Consider the following 18232-nt stretch of genomic DNA (forward strand, 5'->3'; position numbering starts at 1 on the left):
GCACGAGCGACCGACGCATGACCGACCGAATCCTTGGCGTGGCGTGCGTGCTGGTGGCGGCCGTCATGGCCCTCGCCGCACGCCACTACGTGGCCGACATCTCCTATGAACCCGTGGGCCCGCGGGCCTTTCCGATGCTGCTGGCCGGCCTGCTGGCCGTGGCGGGCCTGTGGCTGGCCATCAAGCCCTCGGCCGATGCGACCGACTATCGCGGCCTGCCGCTGAAGCAGGTGGCGGTAGTGCTGGGCGCTGTCTTTGCCTATGCCCTGTGCTTCGAGGTGCTGGGCTTCGCGCTGGCGACCATGCTGGTGGCGGTGCCCGTGGGCATGGCCTTCGGCGGCAAGCCGCTGAAGTGCCTGGCCGCCGGCGCAGTGCTGGGGGCCGGCGCCTTCTACATGTTCGACCGGCTGCTCGATGTGGTGCTGCCGATGGGCTGGCTGGCGCCGGTGCTGGGAGCCCTCTGATGGAGACGCTGCACTTCCTGCTCAGCGGCTTCGGCGTGGCCTTCACGCCGGTCAACCTGATCACGGCGGCACTGGGCGCCTTCATCGGTACCGTGGTCGGCCTGCTGCCCGGGCTGGGGCCGATCAACGGCGTCGCCATCCTGATGCCTCTGGCCTTCGCCATGAAGCTGCCGCCGGAGACGTCGCTGATCCTGCTGGCCGCCGTGTACATCGGCTGCGAATATGGCGGGCGCATCTCGTCGATCCTGCTGAACATCCCCGGCGATGCGGGCGCGATCATGACGGCGCTCGACGGCTACCCGATGGCCCGCAAAGGGCTGGGCGGCGTGGCGCTGTCGATCTCGGCCTGGAGCTCCTTCGTAGGCTCGCTGATCGCCACCGCCGGCATCGTGATGCTGGCCCCGCTGCTGGCGCAATGGGCCATCTCGTTCGGCCCGGCCGAGTACTTCGCGCTGATGTGCTTTGCCTTCGCCTGCATCACCGGGCTGCTGGGCGATGCGCCGGTCAAGGCCGGCATTGCCGCGATCCTTGGGCTGGCGCTGTCCTGCGTGGGGCTGGACTCCAACTCGGGCATCTACCGCTTCACCGGTGGCGACGTGCACCTGTCGGACGGCGTGCAGTTCGTGGTGGTGGTGATCGGCGTGTTCTCGATCAGCGAGATCCTGCTCATGCTGGAGGCCCACCACAGCACCGGCGGCATGGTGCGCCAGACCGGCCGCAAGCTCTTCAACTGGTTCGAGGTCAAGTACACCTGGGTGAGCACGCTGCGCTCGAGCGTGGTGGGCTTCGTGGTAGGCATCCTGCCCGGCGCGGGCGCCACGGTGGCCAGCGCCATGACCTACAGCATGGAAAAGCGCCTCCTCGACAAGGAAGGCACCTTCGGCCACGGCGACATCCGCGGCGTGGCGGCACCGGAGGCAGCCAACAACTCCGCGGCCACGGGCTCCTTCGTGCCCATGCTGACGCTCGGCGTGCCCGGCTCGGGCACCACCGCCGTGATGATGGGCGCGCTGGCGCTCTACAACATCACGCCCGGACCGGCCCTGTTCAGCATGCAGCCGGACCTGGTGTGGGGCTTCATCGCCTCGCTGTTCCTGGCCAACGTTATCCTGCTGGTCATCAACATTCCGATGGTGGGGCTGTTCACCAAGCTCTTGTCGGTGCCCAACTGGCTGCTCGTGCCGGCCATCCTGACGGTGAGCACCGTGGGCGTCTATGCGGTGCATGCCACCACCTTCGACCTGGTGCTGATGGCGGTGCTCGGCGTGGCCGGCTACCTGTTGCGCAAGCAGGGCGTGCCCATGGCACCGCTGATCCTCGGCTTCGTGCTCGGGCCGCTGATGGAGCAGAACCTGCGCCGCGCGCTCTCCATCACCCAGGGCGACACCGCCATCCTGGTGGAAAGCCCGATCTCTCTGGGCCTGTGGATCTGCGCGGCTCTGATGCTGGTGGTGCCACCGCTGCTGCGCCTGCGCCAGCAACGCGCGCGGCGACGTGCCGCAGCGCTCGGTCAGGCACCGGCTGCCTGATCGACGCGCGGCTGCGCGGCCGGCAGCCACAGGCTGGCCCGCAGCCCGCCCCCCGGCGCGCGGGCCAGTTCCAGGCGGCCGTGCAGCCGCGTCGCGATGGACAGCACGATGGCCAGTCCCAGCCCGGTGCCCGCACCCAGGGCATTGCTTGCGCGAAAGAAGCGCTGGGTCACCAGCGGCAGTTCATCCTCAGGGATGCCCGGCCCCTCGTCGGTTACCTCGATGCAGCATCCTCCCGTCTCGGCCCGCACGCCGACGGTGACGCTGCCGCCGGCCGGCGTGTGGCGCAGGGCGTTGTCGACCAGGTTGGACAGCGCTTCCTGCACCAGGCCTGCATGCGCCAGCGCCATCACCGGGGCACCATCGTGCTCCAGCCCCAGGTCCACCGCGTTGCGGCGTGCAACGGGCCATAGCCTGCGCACCAATTCGCCCGCCAGCCCCGCCAGGTCGGTGCGCTCGGACTGCAGCGGCGAGGTGTCCGCCCGTGCCAGCACAAGCAGCTGGTTGACGCGCCGGATCATGGCCCGCAGCTGGACGCGCATGGCCTCCATGGCTTCACGCACGCGCCGGTCGTCCGGCTCACGCAGCGCATAACCGGCCTGGGTCAGCAAGGTGGTCAGCGGCGTGCGCAGCTGGTGCGAGGCATCGTCGAGAAAGCGCCGCTGCGTGGCCAGCAGCGTGCGGTAGCGGCCCAGGTGGTCGTTGGTCGCCTGCACCAGCGGCAGCACATCCACCGGCACCCGCGCGGTGTCGATGGGCGAGAGGTCGTCGGCCTGACGAGCCTGCACGCCTTCGCGCAGTTGCTTGAGCGGCCGCAGCGACCAGCTCACGGTCATCGCAACCATGGCCGCCGCCAAGACGGCCAGCAGCACGTCGCGGATGACGGCCTGGAGGATGAACTGCCGGCTGAACTCTGTGCGCGAGGCCAGCGATTCGGCCACCTGGATGACGATGTTGCCGCTCGCCGGCTCGTCGAGCGGCCGCACGTAGGTGCCCACGCGTGCCGGGCCGTCGACATAGTCCACGGTCTGGAAGTGCGGGGTGCGCAGCGCCGTGGGCTCGTCCGGCATCGGGATGTCGGGGCTGCCGATCTCCACCAGCCCATCCTCGGTAGCCACCCGGTAATGCACCGGGCCGCTGGCCGTCAGTTCGAAGAACTCGAGCAGCACATAGGGCAGCTCCACGCCGATGCCGCCGCTCTCGGTGGAGATGCTCGCGTCGATGGCGCGGATGGCGCCGTACAGCGAGCGGTCGAAGGCCGCATTCACCGCCGCATCGGCCGTGCGCCATGTGGCGAGCACCTGCAGCACGCTGCCGGCCAGCACGCCCGCCAGCAGCACCACGGTCAGCGTGCGGCGCAGGCTGGTACGGTGCAGCGCATCAAGGCGCATGGCCGACCGCCTCCAGCACATAGCCCAGTCCGCGCATCGTCGTCACCTGCACATCGCTGCCGCTCAGGCGCTTGCGCAGCCGGTGGATGATCACTTCCACGGCTTCCGGATTGACCTCGGCGTCGCCAGGAAACACCTGCTGCATCAGCTCGGCCTTGCCCACCGGCTGACCCGGCGCACGGATCAGCACGCTCAGCAGTGCGTGTTCGCGCGGTGTGAGGGTCAGGGACTCCGCACCCAGCTGAAACCGCTTGCCGACCGGATCGAAGCTGAGCGAGCCGCAGCTCGGCCGGGCCGGCTCGCGGCTGCGCGCCCGGCGCACCAGCGCCAGCAGGCGCGCTTCCAACTCCTCGATCTCGAAGGGCTTGGCCATGAAGTCGTCGGCGCCTCCCCGCAGCGTGGACACTCGCTGCGCGAGCGTGTCCCGCGCCGTGAGAACGAGTACCGGCAGTGCCTCGTCGTCCTCGCGCAGATTGGCCAGCACGTCCTCGCCGTCCAGTCCGGGCAGGCCCAGATCGAGGATCAGCGCGTCGTAGCGCTCGGCGCGCAGCGCGCGGGAGACCAGCCGCCCGTCGGCCACCCAGTCCACCGCACTGCCGCTCTGCGTGAGCGCGCGCACCATCCAGTCGGCCAGCGCCGCCTCGTCCTCTGCCAACAACAACTTCATGCTTGCCCTCTCGAAGTTGCCATTGTCCAGGCGCAGGCCCTACTGGATCACCCCCGCCGCCACATTGATCGACAGCGCCAGCACCACCATGTTGAAGCCGAAGGACAGCACGCTGTGCAACAGCGTCAGCCGCCGCATCTCGCGCGTGGTGACCTGCACGTCGGACACCTGCGAGGTCATGCCGACGACGAAGGCGTAGTACATGAAGTCGGTGTAGTCCGGGTCGGCCTTGCCCGGAAAGTCCAGCCCGCCCTCGTCGGGCGTGCCGTCGTCGCGGTAGTAGCGGTGCGCGTAGTGGAAGGCGTAGACGGTGTGGATCATCAGCCACGAGCCGGCCAGCGCGACCATGCCCAGCACGATGTGCGCGCCGCGCTCCACGCCGCCGAGTTGCTTGACCTGCTGCAGCAGCAGACCGATGGCGATCACGCTGCTGATGATGGCGGCCGAAACGATGGCCAGGATGATCGGCCCTGGTGGATCGAGCGATCGGGCCCGGGCCTTGACCTGCGCCGCGTCGAAGATGCGCGCCTGCCAGGTGGCCCAGCCCAGGTAGGCGGCCACCGCGGCGCACCAGCCGAGCAGGCTGGCGGGCCGTGCGGCCATGCCGCCCGCCATGCACAGGCCTGCCACGCTCAGGCCGGCCAGGCCGCCGTAGGTCAGTCGCTGGGTGCCGTTGACATGTTGAAAGTGCCGTCGCATGCGGCCACTTTAGCGGGCGCCGACTGCCGCCCATCTGACCCGCGGCGCGCTCGGCGCGCCGGCCTACACCAGGGCGCAGCCTCGCTGATAGGTTGCAGGCCGATCATCACTTCAGGAGCGACACGATGACATCCAGCCTCAAGACGGGCGACAAGGTGAAATGGGACACCTCCCAGGGGCAGACCACCGGCAAGGTGGTGCGCAAGGTCACGCACACCGCCCATGTGGCAGGGCACGAAGCCAAGGCCTCACCGGCCCACCCTCAGTACGAGGTCAAGAGCAGCAAGACCGGCAAGAAGGCGATCCACCATGCCGATGCGCTGAAGAAGGCCTGAGCCGATGTCGCAGCCGAAGAGTGAGGACGTCTCGGAGATCGTGCGCGCGTTCAAGCATGCCGTGAACATGACGCCGGCCCAGCTGGAGAAGTGGCTGGAGACGGAAGCGTCGAAGACCGTCGGCTTCAAGGGTGCCGCAGGGGGTGAGTCCGTAGGCCACCGCTCCGGCCGCCGCATCGTGCGACTGCTGCACAAGAAGACGGACGACTTGACCGCTGGCGACGTGGCGCATATGCGCAAAGTGGTGGGCTATGTGAAGCGGCACCTGGCGCAGCGTCCCCACGGGTCGGTGCGCGACACGCCGTGGCGCCAGTCGCTGATGAACTGGGGACACGATCCCATGCGTCACTGAGCCGGCCTTAACCAGCCGACAGTCCGAAGTCGTCAGCCTTCGGCGTCACACGCCCAGGTCGCCGCCATGCTGGGACGCTGGCGGAAGCCCTCGTACCAGCCGGCGGTGGGTGCATGCCGCTCACGCCAGCCGAGTTCCGGAAAACGCAGGTCCAGATACCACAGCGCGCAGCCCACGGTGAGCGCGCCCAGGTCCACGCGGCCGGCGAGCAGGTCCGGATGAGCATCGAGGTGGGCGAGCGAGGTTTCGATCTTGTCGAGCTGTGCGGCCCGCCATTCCGGCCAGCGGATCGATTCGGGCCGCGCGACGTCTTCATAGCGCGCGAGCAGTGCCGCGTCCAGCATGCCATCGCCGAGCGACTGCAGCGTAAGCGTGGTCCAGCGCGCTGCGCCCGAGGCGGGGATCAGCCGACGGCCTGCCAGTGTGTCGAGGTATTCGCAGATCACCCGGCTGTCGTAGAGCACCTGACCGTCGTCGGTGAAGAACGTGGGCACCTTGCCGAGCGGGTTGTGGCCGATGATGGCCTGGTCGCGCTGGACCGGATGCGCGTTGGAAGGCAGCAGCTGGATCTGCCCATCCAGGCCGAGTTCGTGCGCGGTGACCAGGCACTTGCGCACATAGGGGGAGAAGGGCGAGAACAGGATCTTCATGCGTGGGACTCCGCAGGTAGGGTGTGAGCCAGGTGCTGGCCGGCCAGCCAGCCGAAGGTCAGCGCCGGGCCGAGCGTGATGCCGGGCGCAGGATACTGCCCGCCCATCACCGAGTGCATGTCGTTGCCGACCACGTGCAGGCCGGACACAGGCGTGCCATCGGCCGACAGGGCCTGAGCGTTGGCGTCGCAGCGGATGCCGCAGGCTGTGCCGATGTCGCCGGCGACCACGGCCACGGCGTAGAACGGCGCCTGGCGCAGCCGGCCCAGACACGGGTTGGGCTGGTGCTCCGCGTCACCCAGGTAGCGGTTGTAGGCGGTGCTGCCCTTGCCGAATTCCGGATCCACTCCATTCACACCGGCCTGGTCGAAGGCCTCGGCCGAGGCGCGCAACGCGGCGGGGTCGACCTTGATCTGCGCGGCCAGCGCCTCCAGCGTGTCTGCCTTGGCCAGGTAGCCCGCGCGCACGAGGTGGTCACGCGGTCGCCCGCCCGGCAGCGCCAGCCCCAGGCCCCAGCGCTCCATGAAGTCGCTGTCGCAGACCAGATAGGCCGGCAGGCTCGGCACCTCGGCATGCGAGCGGTACATGGCCAGCACGAACTCGTGGTACGAGGTCGATTCGTTGACGAAGCGGCGGCCCGCGGCATTCACCGCCATGAGCCCGGGCTTGGCCCGGTCCCACACCAGGTGGGGATACCGCACCTGCGTGCCGTCCGGCCGGGTGAGGATCGACACCGGCGCCCAGAAGGCCGGGCTGAAATGCCCCGTCCCCATGGTGGCGCCGGCCGCCTGGGCCAGCGTGATGCCGTCGCCGGCATTGCCCGCCGGTGCCATCGACCAGGGCCCGGTGGGCGAGGGATACAGCCGCTCGCGCAGCGCCGCATTCCAGGGGAAGCCGCCCGTGGCCACCACGACGCCGCGGCGCGCCCGAACCCAGGTGGCCCGCCCGTCGCGCTCGATGCAGGCCCCCACCACGCGGCCCTCATCCACCTGCAGCGAGACCAGCGGCGCACGCAGCCAGTAGGGAATGCCGCGGTCCAGCACCGAGCGGAAGAGGCGCCCGGCCAGTGCATTGCCCAGCACCAGTCGCGTGCCGCGGTGATAGCCGCGAAGACGGTCGCCGACGTAGCGCAGGACGAGCTTGACGCCCTCCTTCCAGGCCGTGAACGAGCGGGTGACGGCCAGCAGGTGCTTCACGTCGGTCATCGTCACCATCATGCCGCCCAGCACCATGAACTCGGGCAGCGGATCGCGCAGCTCCTTGAAGTGCGCGCCGAGGGTGCGGCCGTCGAACATCAGCGGGTCGAGCGAGCGCCCGCCCATCGCCGCACCGGGCCGGTCGGGGTAGTAGTCGGGCGAATGGGTGCGCGCGGCGAGCCGCACCTGCGTGTGCTGCGCCAGCGCATCCATCACCGGACCGGCCGCGCGCAGGAAGGCCTCCTGCATCTCGGCCGGCGCGGCGTCGCCGACGGTGTGGCGCATGTACGTCCACACCTTGTCGAAGTCGTCCGGATGGCCGGCGCCCGCGCTCTGGCTGTTGAGCGGCGCCCACACGGCGCCGCCCGACACCGCGGTGGAGCCGCCGATGCGCTCGGTCTTCTCGACCAGCAGCACACGGCAGCCGCCCACGCTGGCGCCCAGCGCCGCACTCATGCCCGCGGCGCCGCTGCCGATGACCAGCACGTCGACCTCTTCGTCCCACGTCGGTGCAGTGACGCCGCTCATGCGCCGGACCCTCCGAGCGACTTGCCACCGTCCACGAACAGCACCTGACCAGTGATGAAGCCGGTCTGCGGCGAGACGAGGAAGGACACGGCCTGGGCGATGTCCTCCGGCCGGCCGGCCTTGCCGGTGGGCTGCAGCGCCAGTTGCGCGGCCAGCCGCTCGGGCGTGAGTGCGCGCAGGATGGGCGTGTCGATCAGCCCCGGCGCGATGGCATTGACCAGGATGCCACGCGGCGCCAGCTCCATGGCGCTGGCCCGGGTGTAGCCCACGATGGCGGCCTTGGACGCCACGTAGTGCGGATGGTTGCGCGCACCCAGGTAGGCGCGCGAGGCGATGTTCACGATGCGGCCGCCCTCGGGCATGGTGCGTGCCACCTCCTGCGTGAGCGTCGCGGCCGCAATCAGGTTCACCTCGTAGGCGCGGCGGAAGTCGTCACTGCTCACCTCGCCGAACCTGCGCTCGTCGAACACGCCCGCGTTGTTGACCAGGGCCGTGACCGGCCCCAGCGACTGCACCAGCGCACGCACGGCCGGCTCGTCGGTCAGGTCCAGCACCCGGCCTTCCACGGCCAGGCCCTCGGCGGCCAGCCGGCCCGCCTCCTGGGCCACCAGCTCGGCCGCGCGGTCCACCATCACCACCCGGAATCCGTCACGGGCCAGCCGCTCCACGGTGGCCAGGCCCATTCCGCTGGCACCGCCGGTGACCAGGGCCAGGGGAAGTCGGTCGTCGCTCATCGATGCACTCCTGCTCATGCCGAAAGAAAGCCGCCGTCCACCGGCAGCACGGCGCCATTCACATAGCTGGCCATGGAGGAGGCCAGGAAGACCACCGGGCCCACGATCTCCTCCGGCTCGCCACCGCGCTTCATGGGCACGCGGTCCATGTACCAGTCGGTGCCGCCCGGCACCTCCAGCTGGGGCCGCACCATCTCGGTCAGCATCAGGCCCGGCGCCACGGCATTGGCGCGTACGCCGTACGGCGCCAGATCGCGTGCCAGCGCCTGGGTGAAGGAGCGCACCGCGCCCTTGGACGCGATGTAGCCCGCAGAGGAGATGCCGCTCACGAAGGCGACGATGGACGACAGGTTGACGATGCAGCCGCGCGTCTTCTTGAGCGCCGGTACGAAGGCATGCGTGACGTTGAACAGGCCCTGCAGATTGACGTCGATGAGCCGGTCCCACACGTCGGCGGCCTGGGGATCGTCGATGCGCGCCCGGCCGGAGATGCCGGCGTTGTTGACCAGCACGTCGATGGGGCCGATGCGGGCCTCCAGCCCCTGCGCCAACGCGGCGGTGGCGGCCCGGTCGGTCACGTCGATGGCCTCGGTCCAGGCGGTGCCGCCGGCCGCGCGGATCTCCGCCGCCACGGCCTCGGCACGCGGCAGGTCGAGATCGGCCACCACCACGCGGGCACCGTGGCGTGCAAAGCCCAGGGCCATGGCGCGGCCGAGGCCGCCCCCGCCGCCCGTGATGAGGGCGAGCTTGTCGTCGAGAAGGTCCATGTCGTTGTCGTTGTTGGATGAAAGGACGCTCGGGCGCTCAGACGCCCAGGTAGGCGCGGCGCACGGCCGGGTCGGTCAGCAGGCGGTCCGAGGGCCCTTCCAGGCTCAGTTCGCCGTTCTCCAGGATGTAGGCGTGGCTGGCCACCCGCAGCGCCAGCCGCACGTCCTGCTCGACCAGCAGGATGGTCAGACCCTGCTCGCGGTTGAGCCGCTGGATGGTCTCGAAGATCTGCTCCACCAGCAGCGGCGACAGGCCCATCGACGGCTCGTCCAGCAGGATCATGCGCGGCCGCGCCATGAGGGCCCGGCCGATGGCCAGCATCTGCTGCTCGCCACCCGACAGGGTCGAAGCCTTCTGCTCGCTGCGCTCCTTGAGCCGCGGAAAGGTCTGGAACACGCGCTCCAGGTCCTGCGCGATCTCGGCGCGCGCCCGGCGCAGGTAGGCGCCCAGCTCCAGGTTCTCGCGCACGCTCATGTCCTTGAACACCTCGCGCCCTTCGGGCACCTGCACCAGGCCGCGGCGCACGATCTCGTCCGAGCGCAGCCGGCGGATGGGCTCGCCGTCGAACAGGATCTCGCCTGCAGACGGCTCGATGAGGTGCGAGATCGCGTTGAGCGTGGTGCTCTTGCCGGCCCCGTTGCTGCCCAGCAGCGCCACGATGGCGCCCTGCCGCACGCGCAGCGACACGCCCTGCAGCGCCTGGATGGCGCCGTAGGCGGCGCTCACGCCCTTGAGTTCGAGCATCCACTCACTCATTCGCCGCTCCCTTGCCGAGGTAGGCCTCGATCACGCGCTCGTTGCGGCCGATCTCGGCCGGCGTGCCCTCGGCAATCTTCTCGCCGAAGGACATGACGGTAATGCGGTCGGAGATCGACATCACCAGCTGCATCACATGCTCCACCAGCAGCACCGTGATGCCGTCGCGGCGCGCCAGGTCGGACAGCAGATGGTCCAGGCTCTCGATGTCGCGGTTGCGCAGGCCGGCGGCCGGCTCGTCCAGCAGCAGCAGGCGCGGCTTGAGCGCCAGCGCCCGGGCCAGCTCCAGCAGCTTCTGGTGGCCGAAGTCGAGTTCGCGCGCCACGGTGTCGCGGTCGTGCGTCAGGCCCACGCGCTCGATCAGGCTGTCGACCAGGTCGCGCGTCTCGCCCGTGGGGCGGCGCAGCAGCGCACGCGGACCGCGGGCGCTGTGCGAATGGCAGCCCAGAAGCACGTTCTCGTACACGCTCAGTTCGCCGAACAGCTCCAGGTTCTGGAAGGTGCGGGCCACGCCCATGCCGGCCATCTGGTGCGGCCGCGCCCGGCTCACGTCCACGCCATCGAGCACGATGGCGCCCTCGGTGGGCTGGTAGTAGCGCGAGATGCAGTTGAAGGTGGTCGACTTGCCGGCGCCGTTGGGACCGATCAGCGCATGCACCGTGCCCTGCGCCACCTGGAACGACAGGTTGTTCACTGCCGTCAGGCCGCCGAAGCGCACGGTGATGCCGCGCACGTCGAGGAAGGGCTGCGCCGTCGCCGCCGGCTGCGCGCCGGCGGACCGTGTGGGGGCCTGGGCCTGCAGCCCGGCGTCCATGACCAGGGCGTTCATGCGGCACCGCCCTTGAGTGCGGCAGCGCCGGCGGCCGCCTGCGCGTGCGGTCGGGCGACGCGCTTCTTCGCATCGGCGAACAGCCCGCGCGGCTTGAACATCATGAAACCGAGCAGGATGGCGCCATACAGGATCTCCTGGATCGACAGTGCCTGGCGCAGCATCTCCGAGATGATGCCGAAGGCCAGTGCGCCGGCCACTGCGCCGCGCACCGAGCCGATGCCACCCACCACCACCATCGTGAGGATGAGGATCGTGGTCTGGAAGCCCAGGCTCTCCGGATGGATGAAGGAGATGAACAGCGTGTAGGTGCCGCCCGCGATGCCGGCGAAGGCGGCCGACACCGCAAAGGCCGACTGCTTCATCGCCCGCGCATCGATACCCATGGCCATCGCAGCAACGTCGCTTTCGCGCACCGCGCGCAGGGCCGAGCCGAACTGCGAGCGCGACAGCCACACCGTCACACCCAGCATCAAGGCCGCGATGCCCACCACGAAGGGGTAGGCCTGCAGGTCGTTGGTGAGCGTGAGGCCCAGCATCTGTGCCGGCTGCATGCGCATGCCGTTGGAGCCACCCGTCACCGACTCCCAGTTGAGAAACACCCACTGCATGGCCTCGCCGAAGGCGAAGGTGGCCAGCGCGAGGTAGATGTCGCGCATGCGCAGCGCCAGCAGACCGATCACATAGCCCAGGGCCGCCGCGACCAGGCCACCGGCCAGGATCGACAGCACGAAGGGCGGATGCCAGTGCGTGTTGATGAGCCCGGCGACATAGATGCCGATGCCGTAGAAGGCCGTGTGCGAAAGGGCGAACTGCCCGGCCTCGCCGATCACCACGTGCATGCCCAGCGCCAGGATCACGAAGACCATCAGCAGGTTCACCACGTACAGCACGTAGCCGCTGGCAAAGAAGGGAATCGCACAGAGCACGACGGCCAGCACGGCCAGCGCCCAGGCGTCGAGGGGGAAACGTCGGGTGGGGGGCGTCATACTTTCTTCACCTGCACCTTGCCGCCGAGCAGGCCCTGGGGCCGCACGATCAGCGTCACGAGGATCGCCAGGAAGGGCGCGACCACGATGGCGTTCGTCGAGATGAACAGGCCCACCATGTTCTCGACCACGCCGATCAGCAGGCCACCCAGCACGGCGCCGGGGAGGCTGGTGAAGCCGCCGACGATGGCCGCCGCATAGGCCAGGATGGCGATGTGCGCGATGTCGGGCGTGACCAGCACTTTCGGCGTGATCAGCAGCGCGGCGATGCCGGCGATCAGGCCCGCAAGCGCCCACACCATCATGCGGATGCTCGACAGACGGATGCCCACGATCTGCGCCGCCTTGGGATTCATGCCCACCGCGCGCATGGCCTTGCCGATGCGGGTGTGCGTGAACATGAAGTAGATCAGCAGCATCACCGCCACGGCCACGCCGAAGATGGCGATGTCCAGGTGCGTGAGCGCGGCGTCGCCGATCATCACCGTGTCGTTGGAGACCAGGGCCGGCAGCGACCGGGGCGTGTCGCCCAGGCCGGTCTGCCGCACCAGGCCCTTGAGCAGGTAGGCCAGGCCCAGCGTCGCGATGACCAGTTGCACGCCGACGCCACGCGAGCGGGTGACGCGTTCCATCACCACGCGCTGGAACAGCGCCCCGCCCACCGCCATGGCGACCAGCGTGATCGGGATCACCGCGGCATAGGGCAGCTTGACCAGCAGCAGCAGGCTGAGGGCGACGTAGCCCGCCATCATCAACATCTCGCCCTGGGCGAAGTTGGGCACGTCGGTGGTCTTGAAGATGGCAACGATGGCCAGCGCCAGCAGCGCGTACACGCTGCCGGTCACCAGGCCCGACAGCAGACCCTGCTGCAGGAACAGCCAGATTTCATCGAGGCTCATGCGTGGACCTTGTGCGTCGACTGCAGGCGGGCCGCCCCGCGGGGCGGCCGTGGGTGGCGATGCGGTGCACTCACTTGGGCTGGTACGTCCAGGCGCTGGCGTAGCTGCCGGGCACCACCGTCTTGTTCTCGCCGTCGAACTTCAGGTAGATGGCGGACTTCTGCGCCGCATGGTCCGACGGCGTGAAGACGATGGGACCGGCCATCACCTTGGAGTCGAAGTTGGTCTTCGACATGGCATCCAGGAACTTCTCGCGCGTGGGCTGCGGGCCGGCGGCCTTCAGCGCATTGACCACGGCCATCGCCGACGGGATGCCGTAGGGCATGTAGGTCTGCGGATAGCCGGGTTTGGCGGCCAGTTCGGGGTAGTACTGCTTGTACATGTCGTACACCCACTTGAGCTTGTCGCCCCCGGCCACGTCCAGCATCACCTCCTGCAGGTAGACGTTCTTGAAGGCCTCCTTGCTGCCCACGTTCTCGACCAGCTGCTTGAGGTCGGCCGTGCCGTTGACGGCGATCACGATGGGCTTGTTCCAGCCCAGCTCCTGCGCCTTCTTGACCAGCAGGCTCACGGGACGGGCGTAGGTGGTGACCAGCAGCACGTCGGGGTTGGCGGCGCGGATCTTGAGCATCGGCGCCGTCACGTCGGTGATGTTGGGATTGATGGACTGCACCTGCAGCGTGGCGCCCACCTTCTTGGCCTGGAATTCGGCGGCCTCCAGGTTCCATCCCCCGTAGGCGTCGTCGTGATTGAGGTAGCCGATCTTCTTGGCCTTGAGGTGCTCCGCCGCGAACTGCACCATGGAGCCGCCCACCGCACGCTGCGAGATCGAGAAGGCGCCGTAGATGTACTTGGACGGCGGATACAGCGCACCATCGCCCGAGGCGTTGAGCATGATCATCGGGATCTGCGAGCGCTCCACGTACTCGCGCGCACCCACCACCGGACCCGAGCACGAGCCGCCGTTGAGCAGGAACACCTTGTCCTGCTCGGTCAGCTTCTTGACCGCGGCCAGCAGGTCGTTGGCATTGCAGCGGTCGTCCTCGACCACCAGCTCGATCTGCCGCCCGTGGATGCCGCCTTCCTTGTTGACCTTGTCGTAGTACATCTTGGCGGCATTGATGACGTCGAAGCCGTAGGCCATCGAGTTGCCCGAGAGCGGGCCGAACATGCCGATGCGGATGGTCTTGTCGGTCAGGCCGGGCTCGGCCTGCGCCTGGGCACCGAAAGCCGCGGCCGTGAGCGCGGCGGCAAGCAGTCTCTTGAACAGGGGGGTCATGCGTGTCTCCTTGGGATGGATGGGGCGGAACGCGGCGTCAGGCCTGCACGGCGGCAGGCGCTGCGGCGTCCTCTTTCTGGAAGCCGGGCCGGGGGATCAGGCCCAGCCAGGTCTGGGTGAGGCCGCCGTCGACCAGGATCTCCTGGCCATTGACATAGGCGGCCTGGTCGCTGGCCAGGAACAGCACCGCCTGCGCGATGTCCGCTGGCGTGCCGATGCGGCCGGCCGGCACGATGCGCTCGCGCAGCGTGCGCACGGCGTCCTGGGCATAGATGCCCTCGCTCATGGGGGTGCGGATCATGGCGGGGCTGACGAGGTTGCTGCGGATGCGGCTTTCGGCCAGCTCCACCGCCAGCAGGCGCGACAGCATGGCGACGCCAGCCTTGCTGACGCTGTAGGCACCGCTGAAGGGCTGGGGCACGCTGCCGGAGACGGAGCCCACATGCACCATCGCCCCGCCGCCCTGCTCGCGCATCTGGCGGCCGAACTGCTGGGCGCACAGCAGGTAGCCACCCAGGTTGACGGCCAGCAGCTGGTTCCACCGGTCGATGGGCAGGTCCAGCAACGCGCCCGCGTACAGCGCACCGGCGTTGTTGACCAGCACCTGCGCAGGCCCAAGCTGGCGGTGCACGGCCTCGGCCGCGGCCTGCACGCTGGCTTCGCGGCTCACATCGCAGGCCAACGCGATGGCGCGGCCGGCGGGGGCGCCGAGCGTGTCCAGCGCGCGGGCCGCCTTGGCACCGTCGAGGTCGAGCAGGGCCACGCGCGCACCGGCGCCCAGCAGTTGCCGCGCCACCTCGGTGCCGATGCCGCCGGCGGCGCCGGTCACCACGCAGACGCGGTCGGTCAGGCCAAGCCAATTCGGCGCAGTGGCCGGGGAATCGTTCAACGTTGTCTCCGTCGGATCATCACAGGCGGCGGATTATGTATACCTGACACGAATAGAACGTCCGGGTTAACCCGTTTAATTGGCGTTTTAGGCCTCACATGTATACTCAATGCCGACTAGAAACAGGGGGTATTCCGATGAAGACGCTGGCGCAGAACGTCACGGACACGCTCCGCGACTGGATCCTCCATGGCCAGTTCAAGCCCCTGACGCGGCTGGAGGAACTGCCGCTTGCACAGCAGCTGCAGGTGTCGCGCACGCCCGTGCGCGCGGCACTGGCCACGCTCGCCAGCGAGGGCCTGATCGACCACCAGCCCAAGCGCGGCTATGTGGTGCGCGGCTTCGACCTGGAGGCGATCGCGGCGGCCTACGAGGTGCGGTCGGTGCTGGAGGGGCTCGCTTGCCGCAATGCGGCCCAGCGCGGCCTGGACGCCGCACAGGTCGGCCGCCTGCGCGAGAACCTGGCCATCGGCGACGCGATCCTGGCCAAGGGCAGGCTGGAGCCGGCGGACCACGAGCCCTACCAGCGGATGAATGTCGAGATCCACGACACGCTGCTCGAGGCCTCGGGCAACGACTGGGTCTGCCGCTTCGCCGAGCAGGCGCAGAACATCCCTTTCGCGTCGGACCGCATCATCCTGTGGGACGACCATCCGATCATCCTGCGCTCGCACGGCGACCATCACCGCATCGTCGAGGCGGTGATCGGCGGCGACGCCGCGCGTGCCGAGCAGCTGATGCGCGAGCACGTCTACTACGCCGGCCTCATCCTCCGTCGCAACTACGAGGCATTGCTCGACGCCGGCAAGGACGCGCCGGGGCTGCGCCCTTCGCGCCGTTCAGACGATGGCGCCCCGGGCGCCGGCTGAGACGGGCGAGGCGTCCGCAGTCGCAGCGGCGTCCCCGAACTCGCTGCGGATCGCACTGCCCTGCGCGTCCAGCGCCGGCGCGGGCGCAAACTCTTCCGCCTCCCAAGGCACCGACCAGGGCGACGCGGGCACCTGGGCCGTCATGCCGTTGACGGCCATGGGCCGCGTCTTCAGCTGGGGGTGGGCGATCAGGTCGTCCACCGAATTGATGCTGCCGTAGGCCGTCTGGGCCTGCCTCAGGCGCCGGCGCATCTCCTCGCTGGTCTGGGCGGCGAACACCTCGGCCACCGCGCCGTCCACATAGGCCCGGTTGGCCACGCGCACCGCGTTGCCGGCGCACCGCGGGTCCTGCAGCAGCTCGGGCCGCTGCAGCACGGTGCGGCAGAAGTCGGCCCACTCGCGTTCGTTCTGGATCGACAGCACGATGTCGCGGCCATCGGCACAGCGGAAGGCACCATAGGGCGCGATGGTCGGATGCCTGAGGCCCACCCGCTGGGGCGCGCTGCCGCCGTAGCGGGTCTGGAGGTAGGGCACGCTCATCAGCTCGGCGGCCGATCCGAACAGCGACACCTTGACCGCCGCGCCCTCGCCGGTGCGCTCGCGCTGCATCAGCGCCTGCTGAACGCCGATCAGCGCATTCATGCCCGCCGTGATGTCGCACAGCGACACGCCGATGCGGCCCCATTCGCCCGGCGCACCGCTCACCGACACCAGGCCGCTCTCGGCCTGGACCAGAAGGTCGTAGGCCTTGAGCTCGCGCAGCGCGCCCTCGTCGCCGTAGCCGGTGATGTCGCAGGTGATGAGGCGCGGGTGGCGCTCGCGCAGCGTGGCCGAGCCGATGCCCAGGCGCTCCGTGGCGCCGGGCGCCAGGTTCTGGATGAACACGTCGGCGCGGGCGAGCAGGCGCTCCAGCAGGGCCAGGTCGTCGGCCTTCTTGACGTCGAGCGCGATGGATTCCTTGCCCCGGTTGATCCACACCCAGTAGGACGACTCCCCGCCCACGGTGCGGTCGTAGCCGCGGGCGAAGTCGCCCTCGCTGCGTTCGATCTTGATGACGCGGGCGCCTGCATCGGCGAGGCGGCTGCTGCAGTAGGGGGCGGCCACGGCCTGTTCCAGGGCCACCACGAGGACGCCCTCCAGCGGGCCGGCGGGCCGGCGGTCGGCGGCGCGGGAGGAAGTCGGGTCCGGGGCTTGGTCATGGGTCGTCATGGGCTGGATTCTGGAAGCGCGCCACCCTGCGCCGGAATTGCTTTCGTGCAAATCCAGCCTTGCCGGGCAGGCAAGGCTGCCCTTTCCCAAAGGCGGGACGACCATCTGCTGGACACCCACATCGTCATCGACGTGCTGAAGCGGCGCCCCATCGCGAGAACGGGGTGAGCCCGCGCAGCTGACCGCTGAAGTGCCCATGCGCCTGCGGGCACCCGTCAGCCGCCTCGCTCCTGGGGCGCCGCCGCGCACGCCTCCAGGTGGGCCATCAGCGTGCCCAGCGGCGTCTGCCCCGGCGGCTGGGCGCGCGTGCACAGCTGCATGCGGCGCACGGCCCAGTCGTCGGCGAGCGGCAGCACCTTGAGCTGCAGCGCATGCGCGAAGCTGCCAGCCGCCGCCAGGGGCAGGATGCCGACGCCCAGGCCGGCCTGCACCGCGCGGCACACGGCCTCGAAGCTGCGCACCTGCACCCGCAGCGCCATCGGCCGGCTCTGCGCCGAGGCCTGGGCGGTGATGAGGCGCGTGAGCGTGCTGCTGCCCTCCAGGCCCACCAGGTCGCGGTCCAGCAGGTCGGCGAAGGCCACCGTGTCGCCCACCGGCGCATCGGCTTCGCGGGTGACGGCGGCCAGCCGGTCGCTGCGGTAAGGCCGCACCCACAGGCCCGACACGTCGCAGCCTTCCACCACCACGCCCACATCGGCCTCGCCGGCACGCACGCGGCGGGCGGCCTCGTCGCTCCAGCATTCCTCCAGCACGATGCGCGCCCCGGCATGGCCTGCCTGGAAGCGCGCCACGTCGCCGGGCAGGAACTGCGACATGGCCGAGGTGTTGCCATGCACCCGCAGCACCGCGAAGTTGCCGGCCGCGTAGTTGACCATCTCGGCGCGCATGTGCTGGACGTCGGCGATCACGTTGCGCGCCAGTCGCAGCAGGTGCTCGCCGGCCGGCGTGAGCTCCAGGCCGCGCGAATGGCGCGCGAAGAGCGTGGCATTGAACTGGTGCTCCAGCTGCATGAGCCGGCGGCTGGCCGCCGGCACCGTGATGTGGCTGGCCTCGGCCGCGCGGGTGAGGTTGCGCAGCTCGGCCGCGCGCACGAAGAGGGCCAGAGAATCGATGTCCGGGAGCATGGCGGCCGATTCTGCCGCCGCATCGGCTTGTCTTGCAGTTCGTGCAAGGCGGCGTTGATCGCTTTCCAATTCACGG

General features: G+C 69.5%; 20 protein-coding genes. 5 read left to right on the forward strand and 15 right to left on the reverse strand.

The features are described 5' to 3' along the window. Positions 1-17: 17 nt before the first annotated feature. Positions 18-464 (forward strand): tripartite tricarboxylate transporter TctB family protein, encoded by a 447-nt coding sequence (locus tag ACT54X_RS16390; RefSeq protein ID WP_294371096.1) that lies wholly within the window; start codon positions 18-20, stop codon positions 462-464. Beyond that, a complete protein-coding gene (locus ACT54X_RS16395; RefSeq protein ID WP_294371098.1) occupies positions 464-1993 on the forward strand; it encodes a tripartite tricarboxylate transporter permease in 1530 nt (509 codons plus the stop codon). Before ACT54X_RS16390 ends, ACT54X_RS16395 begins: the two co-directional genes overlap by 1 nt. On the opposite strand, the gene ACT54X_RS16400 is transcribed toward ACT54X_RS16395, so the two are convergent. From ACT54X_RS16400 to ACT54X_RS16410, 3 genes are read right to left on the reverse strand one after another with little or no spacing between them, the layout of a single operon-like run. Next, complete coding sequence (locus ACT54X_RS16400; RefSeq protein ID WP_294371102.1) at positions 1975-3384, reverse strand: sensor histidine kinase; 1410 nt, start codon at positions 3382-3384, stop codon at positions 1975-1977. The two genes, ACT54X_RS16395 and ACT54X_RS16400, sit on opposite strands and share 19 nt — an antisense overlap. Further along, positions 3374-4051: a response regulator gene (locus ACT54X_RS16405; RefSeq protein WP_294371104.1), complete on the reverse strand. Its 678-nt coding sequence runs from the start codon at positions 4049-4051 to the stop codon at positions 3374-3376. The genes ACT54X_RS16400 and ACT54X_RS16405 overlap by 11 nt, the downstream gene beginning before the upstream one ends. A 39-nt stretch (positions 4052-4090) precedes the next feature. Then, on the reverse strand, positions 4091-4750 hold the full coding sequence (locus tag ACT54X_RS16410) for a DUF1345 domain-containing protein (RefSeq protein WP_294371106.1): 660 nt from the start codon (positions 4748-4750) through the stop codon (positions 4091-4093). A 125-nt stretch (positions 4751-4875) separates the two neighbouring features. Here ACT54X_RS16410 and ACT54X_RS16415 point away from each other — a divergent pair, with 125 nt between their 5' ends. Both ACT54X_RS16415 and ACT54X_RS16420 read left to right on the forward strand, forming a co-directional pair. Then, on the forward strand, positions 4876-5085 hold the full coding sequence (locus ACT54X_RS16415; protein ID WP_114803656.1) for a hypervirulence associated TUDOR domain-containing protein: 210 nt from the start codon (positions 4876-4878) through the stop codon (positions 5083-5085). Between the two features lie 4 nt (positions 5086-5089). Then, positions 5090-5437, forward strand: coding sequence for a DUF3140 domain-containing protein (locus ACT54X_RS16420; RefSeq protein WP_476347511.1), 348 nt, complete (start codon positions 5090-5092; stop codon positions 5435-5437). Between the two features lie 32 nt (positions 5438-5469). Here the strand turns inward: ACT54X_RS16420 and ACT54X_RS16425 are convergent, their stop codons facing one another. From ACT54X_RS16425 to ACT54X_RS16470, 10 genes are all read right to left on the reverse strand, one after another. Continuing rightward, positions 5470-6087, reverse strand: coding sequence for a glutathione S-transferase (locus ACT54X_RS16425; protein ID WP_476347512.1), 618 nt, complete (start codon positions 6085-6087; stop codon positions 5470-5472). After that, positions 6084-7811 (reverse strand): FAD-dependent oxidoreductase, encoded by a 1728-nt coding sequence (locus ACT54X_RS16430; protein ID WP_476347513.1) that lies wholly within the window; start codon positions 7809-7811, stop codon positions 6084-6086. Before ACT54X_RS16430 ends, ACT54X_RS16425 begins: the two co-directional genes overlap by 4 nt. Then, the gene (locus ACT54X_RS16435) at positions 7808-8545 is read right to left on the reverse strand and encodes an SDR family NAD(P)-dependent oxidoreductase (RefSeq protein WP_476347514.1); all 738 of its coding nucleotides are present in this window, start codon (positions 8543-8545) and stop codon (positions 7808-7810) included. The genes ACT54X_RS16430 and ACT54X_RS16435 overlap by 4 nt, the downstream gene beginning before the upstream one ends. Before the next feature lie 14 nt (positions 8546-8559). Next, entirely contained in the window at positions 8560-9312 is a 753-nt protein-coding gene (locus ACT54X_RS16440) for an SDR family NAD(P)-dependent oxidoreductase (RefSeq protein ID WP_476347515.1), read from the reverse strand. Between the two features lie 37 nt (positions 9313-9349). Beyond that, entirely contained in the window at positions 9350-10069 is a 720-nt protein-coding gene (locus tag ACT54X_RS16445; RefSeq protein ID WP_476347516.1) for an ABC transporter ATP-binding protein, read from the reverse strand. Then, positions 10062-10898 carry an ABC transporter ATP-binding protein gene (locus tag ACT54X_RS16450; RefSeq protein ID WP_476347517.1) on the reverse strand — a complete coding sequence of 279 codons (837 nt, stop codon included), beginning with the start codon at positions 10896-10898 and terminating at the stop codon, positions 10062-10064. The genes ACT54X_RS16445 and ACT54X_RS16450 overlap by 8 nt, the downstream gene beginning before the upstream one ends. Continuing rightward, on the reverse strand, positions 10895-11887 hold the full coding sequence (locus ACT54X_RS16455; protein ID WP_476347518.1) for a branched-chain amino acid ABC transporter permease: 993 nt from the start codon (positions 11885-11887) through the stop codon (positions 10895-10897). The genes ACT54X_RS16450 and ACT54X_RS16455 overlap by 4 nt, the downstream gene beginning before the upstream one ends. After that, entirely contained in the window at positions 11884-12786 is a 903-nt protein-coding gene (locus tag ACT54X_RS16460; RefSeq protein WP_294371134.1) for a branched-chain amino acid ABC transporter permease, read from the reverse strand. Before ACT54X_RS16460 ends, ACT54X_RS16455 begins: the two co-directional genes overlap by 4 nt. A 70-nt stretch (positions 12787-12856) precedes the next feature. Next, complete coding sequence (locus tag ACT54X_RS16465) at positions 12857-14065, reverse strand: ABC transporter substrate-binding protein (protein WP_476347519.1); 1209 nt, start codon at positions 14063-14065, stop codon at positions 12857-12859. Positions 14066-14102: 37 nt separating this feature from the next. Continuing rightward, positions 14103-14954 (reverse strand): SDR family NAD(P)-dependent oxidoreductase, encoded by an 852-nt coding sequence (locus tag ACT54X_RS16470; protein ID WP_294371138.1) that lies wholly within the window; start codon positions 14952-14954, stop codon positions 14103-14105. Between the two features lie 137 nt (positions 14955-15091). On the opposite strand from ACT54X_RS16470, the gene ACT54X_RS16475 reads away from it, so the two are divergent. Beyond that, the gene (locus tag ACT54X_RS16475) at positions 15092-15823 is read left to right on the forward strand and encodes a GntR family transcriptional regulator (protein WP_294371142.1); all 732 of its coding nucleotides are present in this window, start codon (positions 15092-15094) and stop codon (positions 15821-15823) included. Here the strand turns inward: ACT54X_RS16475 and ACT54X_RS16480 are convergent. Continuing rightward, positions 15794-17032: a CaiB/BaiF CoA transferase family protein gene (locus ACT54X_RS16480; RefSeq protein WP_476347520.1), complete on the reverse strand. Its 1239-nt coding sequence runs from the start codon at positions 17030-17032 to the stop codon at positions 15794-15796. The two genes, ACT54X_RS16475 and ACT54X_RS16480, sit on opposite strands and share 30 nt — an antisense overlap. Positions 17033-17247: 215 nt before the next feature. After that, positions 17248-18156 (reverse strand): LysR family transcriptional regulator, encoded by a 909-nt coding sequence (locus ACT54X_RS16485; RefSeq protein ID WP_476347521.1) that lies wholly within the window; start codon positions 18154-18156, stop codon positions 17248-17250. Between the last annotated feature and the right edge of the window lie 76 nt (positions 18157-18232).

The sequence above is a fragment of the Pseudacidovorax sp. DMC4 genome, assembly GCF_056314265.1.

Excerpts from the sequence above, each read along its gene's own strand:
- ACT54X_RS16390 (WP_294371096.1), top strand. The coding sequence starts at position 18 with ATGACCGACCGAATCCTTGGCGTGGCGTGCGTGCTGGTGGCGGCCGTC.
- ACT54X_RS16395 (WP_294371098.1), top strand. The coding sequence starts at position 464 with ATGGAGACGCTGCACTTCCTGCTCAGCGGCTTCGGCGTGGCCTTCACG.
- ACT54X_RS16400 (WP_294371102.1), bottom strand. The coding sequence starts at position 3,384 with ATGCGCCTTGATGCGCTGCACCGTACCAGCCTGCGCCGCACGCTGACC.
- ACT54X_RS16405 (WP_294371104.1), bottom strand. The coding sequence starts at position 4,051 with ATGAAGTTGTTGTTGGCAGAGGACGAGGCGGCGCTGGCCGACTGGATG.
- ACT54X_RS16410 (WP_294371106.1), bottom strand. The coding sequence starts at position 4,750 with ATGCGACGGCACTTTCAACATGTCAACGGCACCCAGCGACTGACCTAC.
- ACT54X_RS16415 (WP_114803656.1), top strand. The coding sequence starts at position 4,876 with ATGACATCCAGCCTCAAGACGGGCGACAAGGTGAAATGGGACACCTCC.
- ACT54X_RS16420 (WP_476347511.1), top strand. The coding sequence starts at position 5,090 with ATGTCGCAGCCGAAGAGTGAGGACGTCTCGGAGATCGTGCGCGCGTTC.
- ACT54X_RS16425 (WP_476347512.1), bottom strand. The coding sequence starts at position 6,087 with ATGAAGATCCTGTTCTCGCCCTTCTCCCCCTATGTGCGCAAGTGCCTG.
- ACT54X_RS16430 (WP_476347513.1), bottom strand. The coding sequence starts at position 7,811 with ATGAGCGGCGTCACTGCACCGACGTGGGACGAAGAGGTCGACGTGCTG.
- ACT54X_RS16435 (WP_476347514.1), bottom strand. The coding sequence starts at position 8,545 with ATGAGCGACGACCGACTTCCCCTGGCCCTGGTCACCGGCGGTGCCAGC.
- ACT54X_RS16440 (WP_476347515.1), bottom strand. The coding sequence starts at position 9,312 with ATGGACCTTCTCGACGACAAGCTCGCCCTCATCACGGGCGGCGGGGGC.
- ACT54X_RS16445 (WP_476347516.1), bottom strand. The coding sequence starts at position 10,069 with ATGAGTGAGTGGATGCTCGAACTCAAGGGCGTGAGCGCCGCCTACGGC.
- ACT54X_RS16450 (WP_476347517.1), bottom strand. The coding sequence starts at position 10,898 with ATGAACGCCCTGGTCATGGACGCCGGGCTGCAGGCCCAGGCCCCCACA.
- ACT54X_RS16455 (WP_476347518.1), bottom strand. The coding sequence starts at position 11,887 with ATGACGCCCCCCACCCGACGTTTCCCCCTCGACGCCTGGGCGCTGGCC.
- ACT54X_RS16460 (WP_294371134.1), bottom strand. The coding sequence starts at position 12,786 with ATGAGCCTCGATGAAATCTGGCTGTTCCTGCAGCAGGGTCTGCTGTCG.
- ACT54X_RS16465 (WP_476347519.1), bottom strand. The coding sequence starts at position 14,065 with ATGACCCCCCTGTTCAAGAGACTGCTTGCCGCCGCGCTCACGGCCGCG.
- ACT54X_RS16475 (WP_294371142.1), top strand. The coding sequence starts at position 15,092 with ATGAAGACGCTGGCGCAGAACGTCACGGACACGCTCCGCGACTGGATC.
- ACT54X_RS16480 (WP_476347520.1), bottom strand. The coding sequence starts at position 17,032 with ATGACGACCCATGACCAAGCCCCGGACCCGACTTCCTCCCGCGCCGCC.
- ACT54X_RS16485 (WP_476347521.1), bottom strand. The coding sequence starts at position 18,156 with ATGCTCCCGGACATCGATTCTCTGGCCCTCTTCGTGCGCGCGGCCGAG.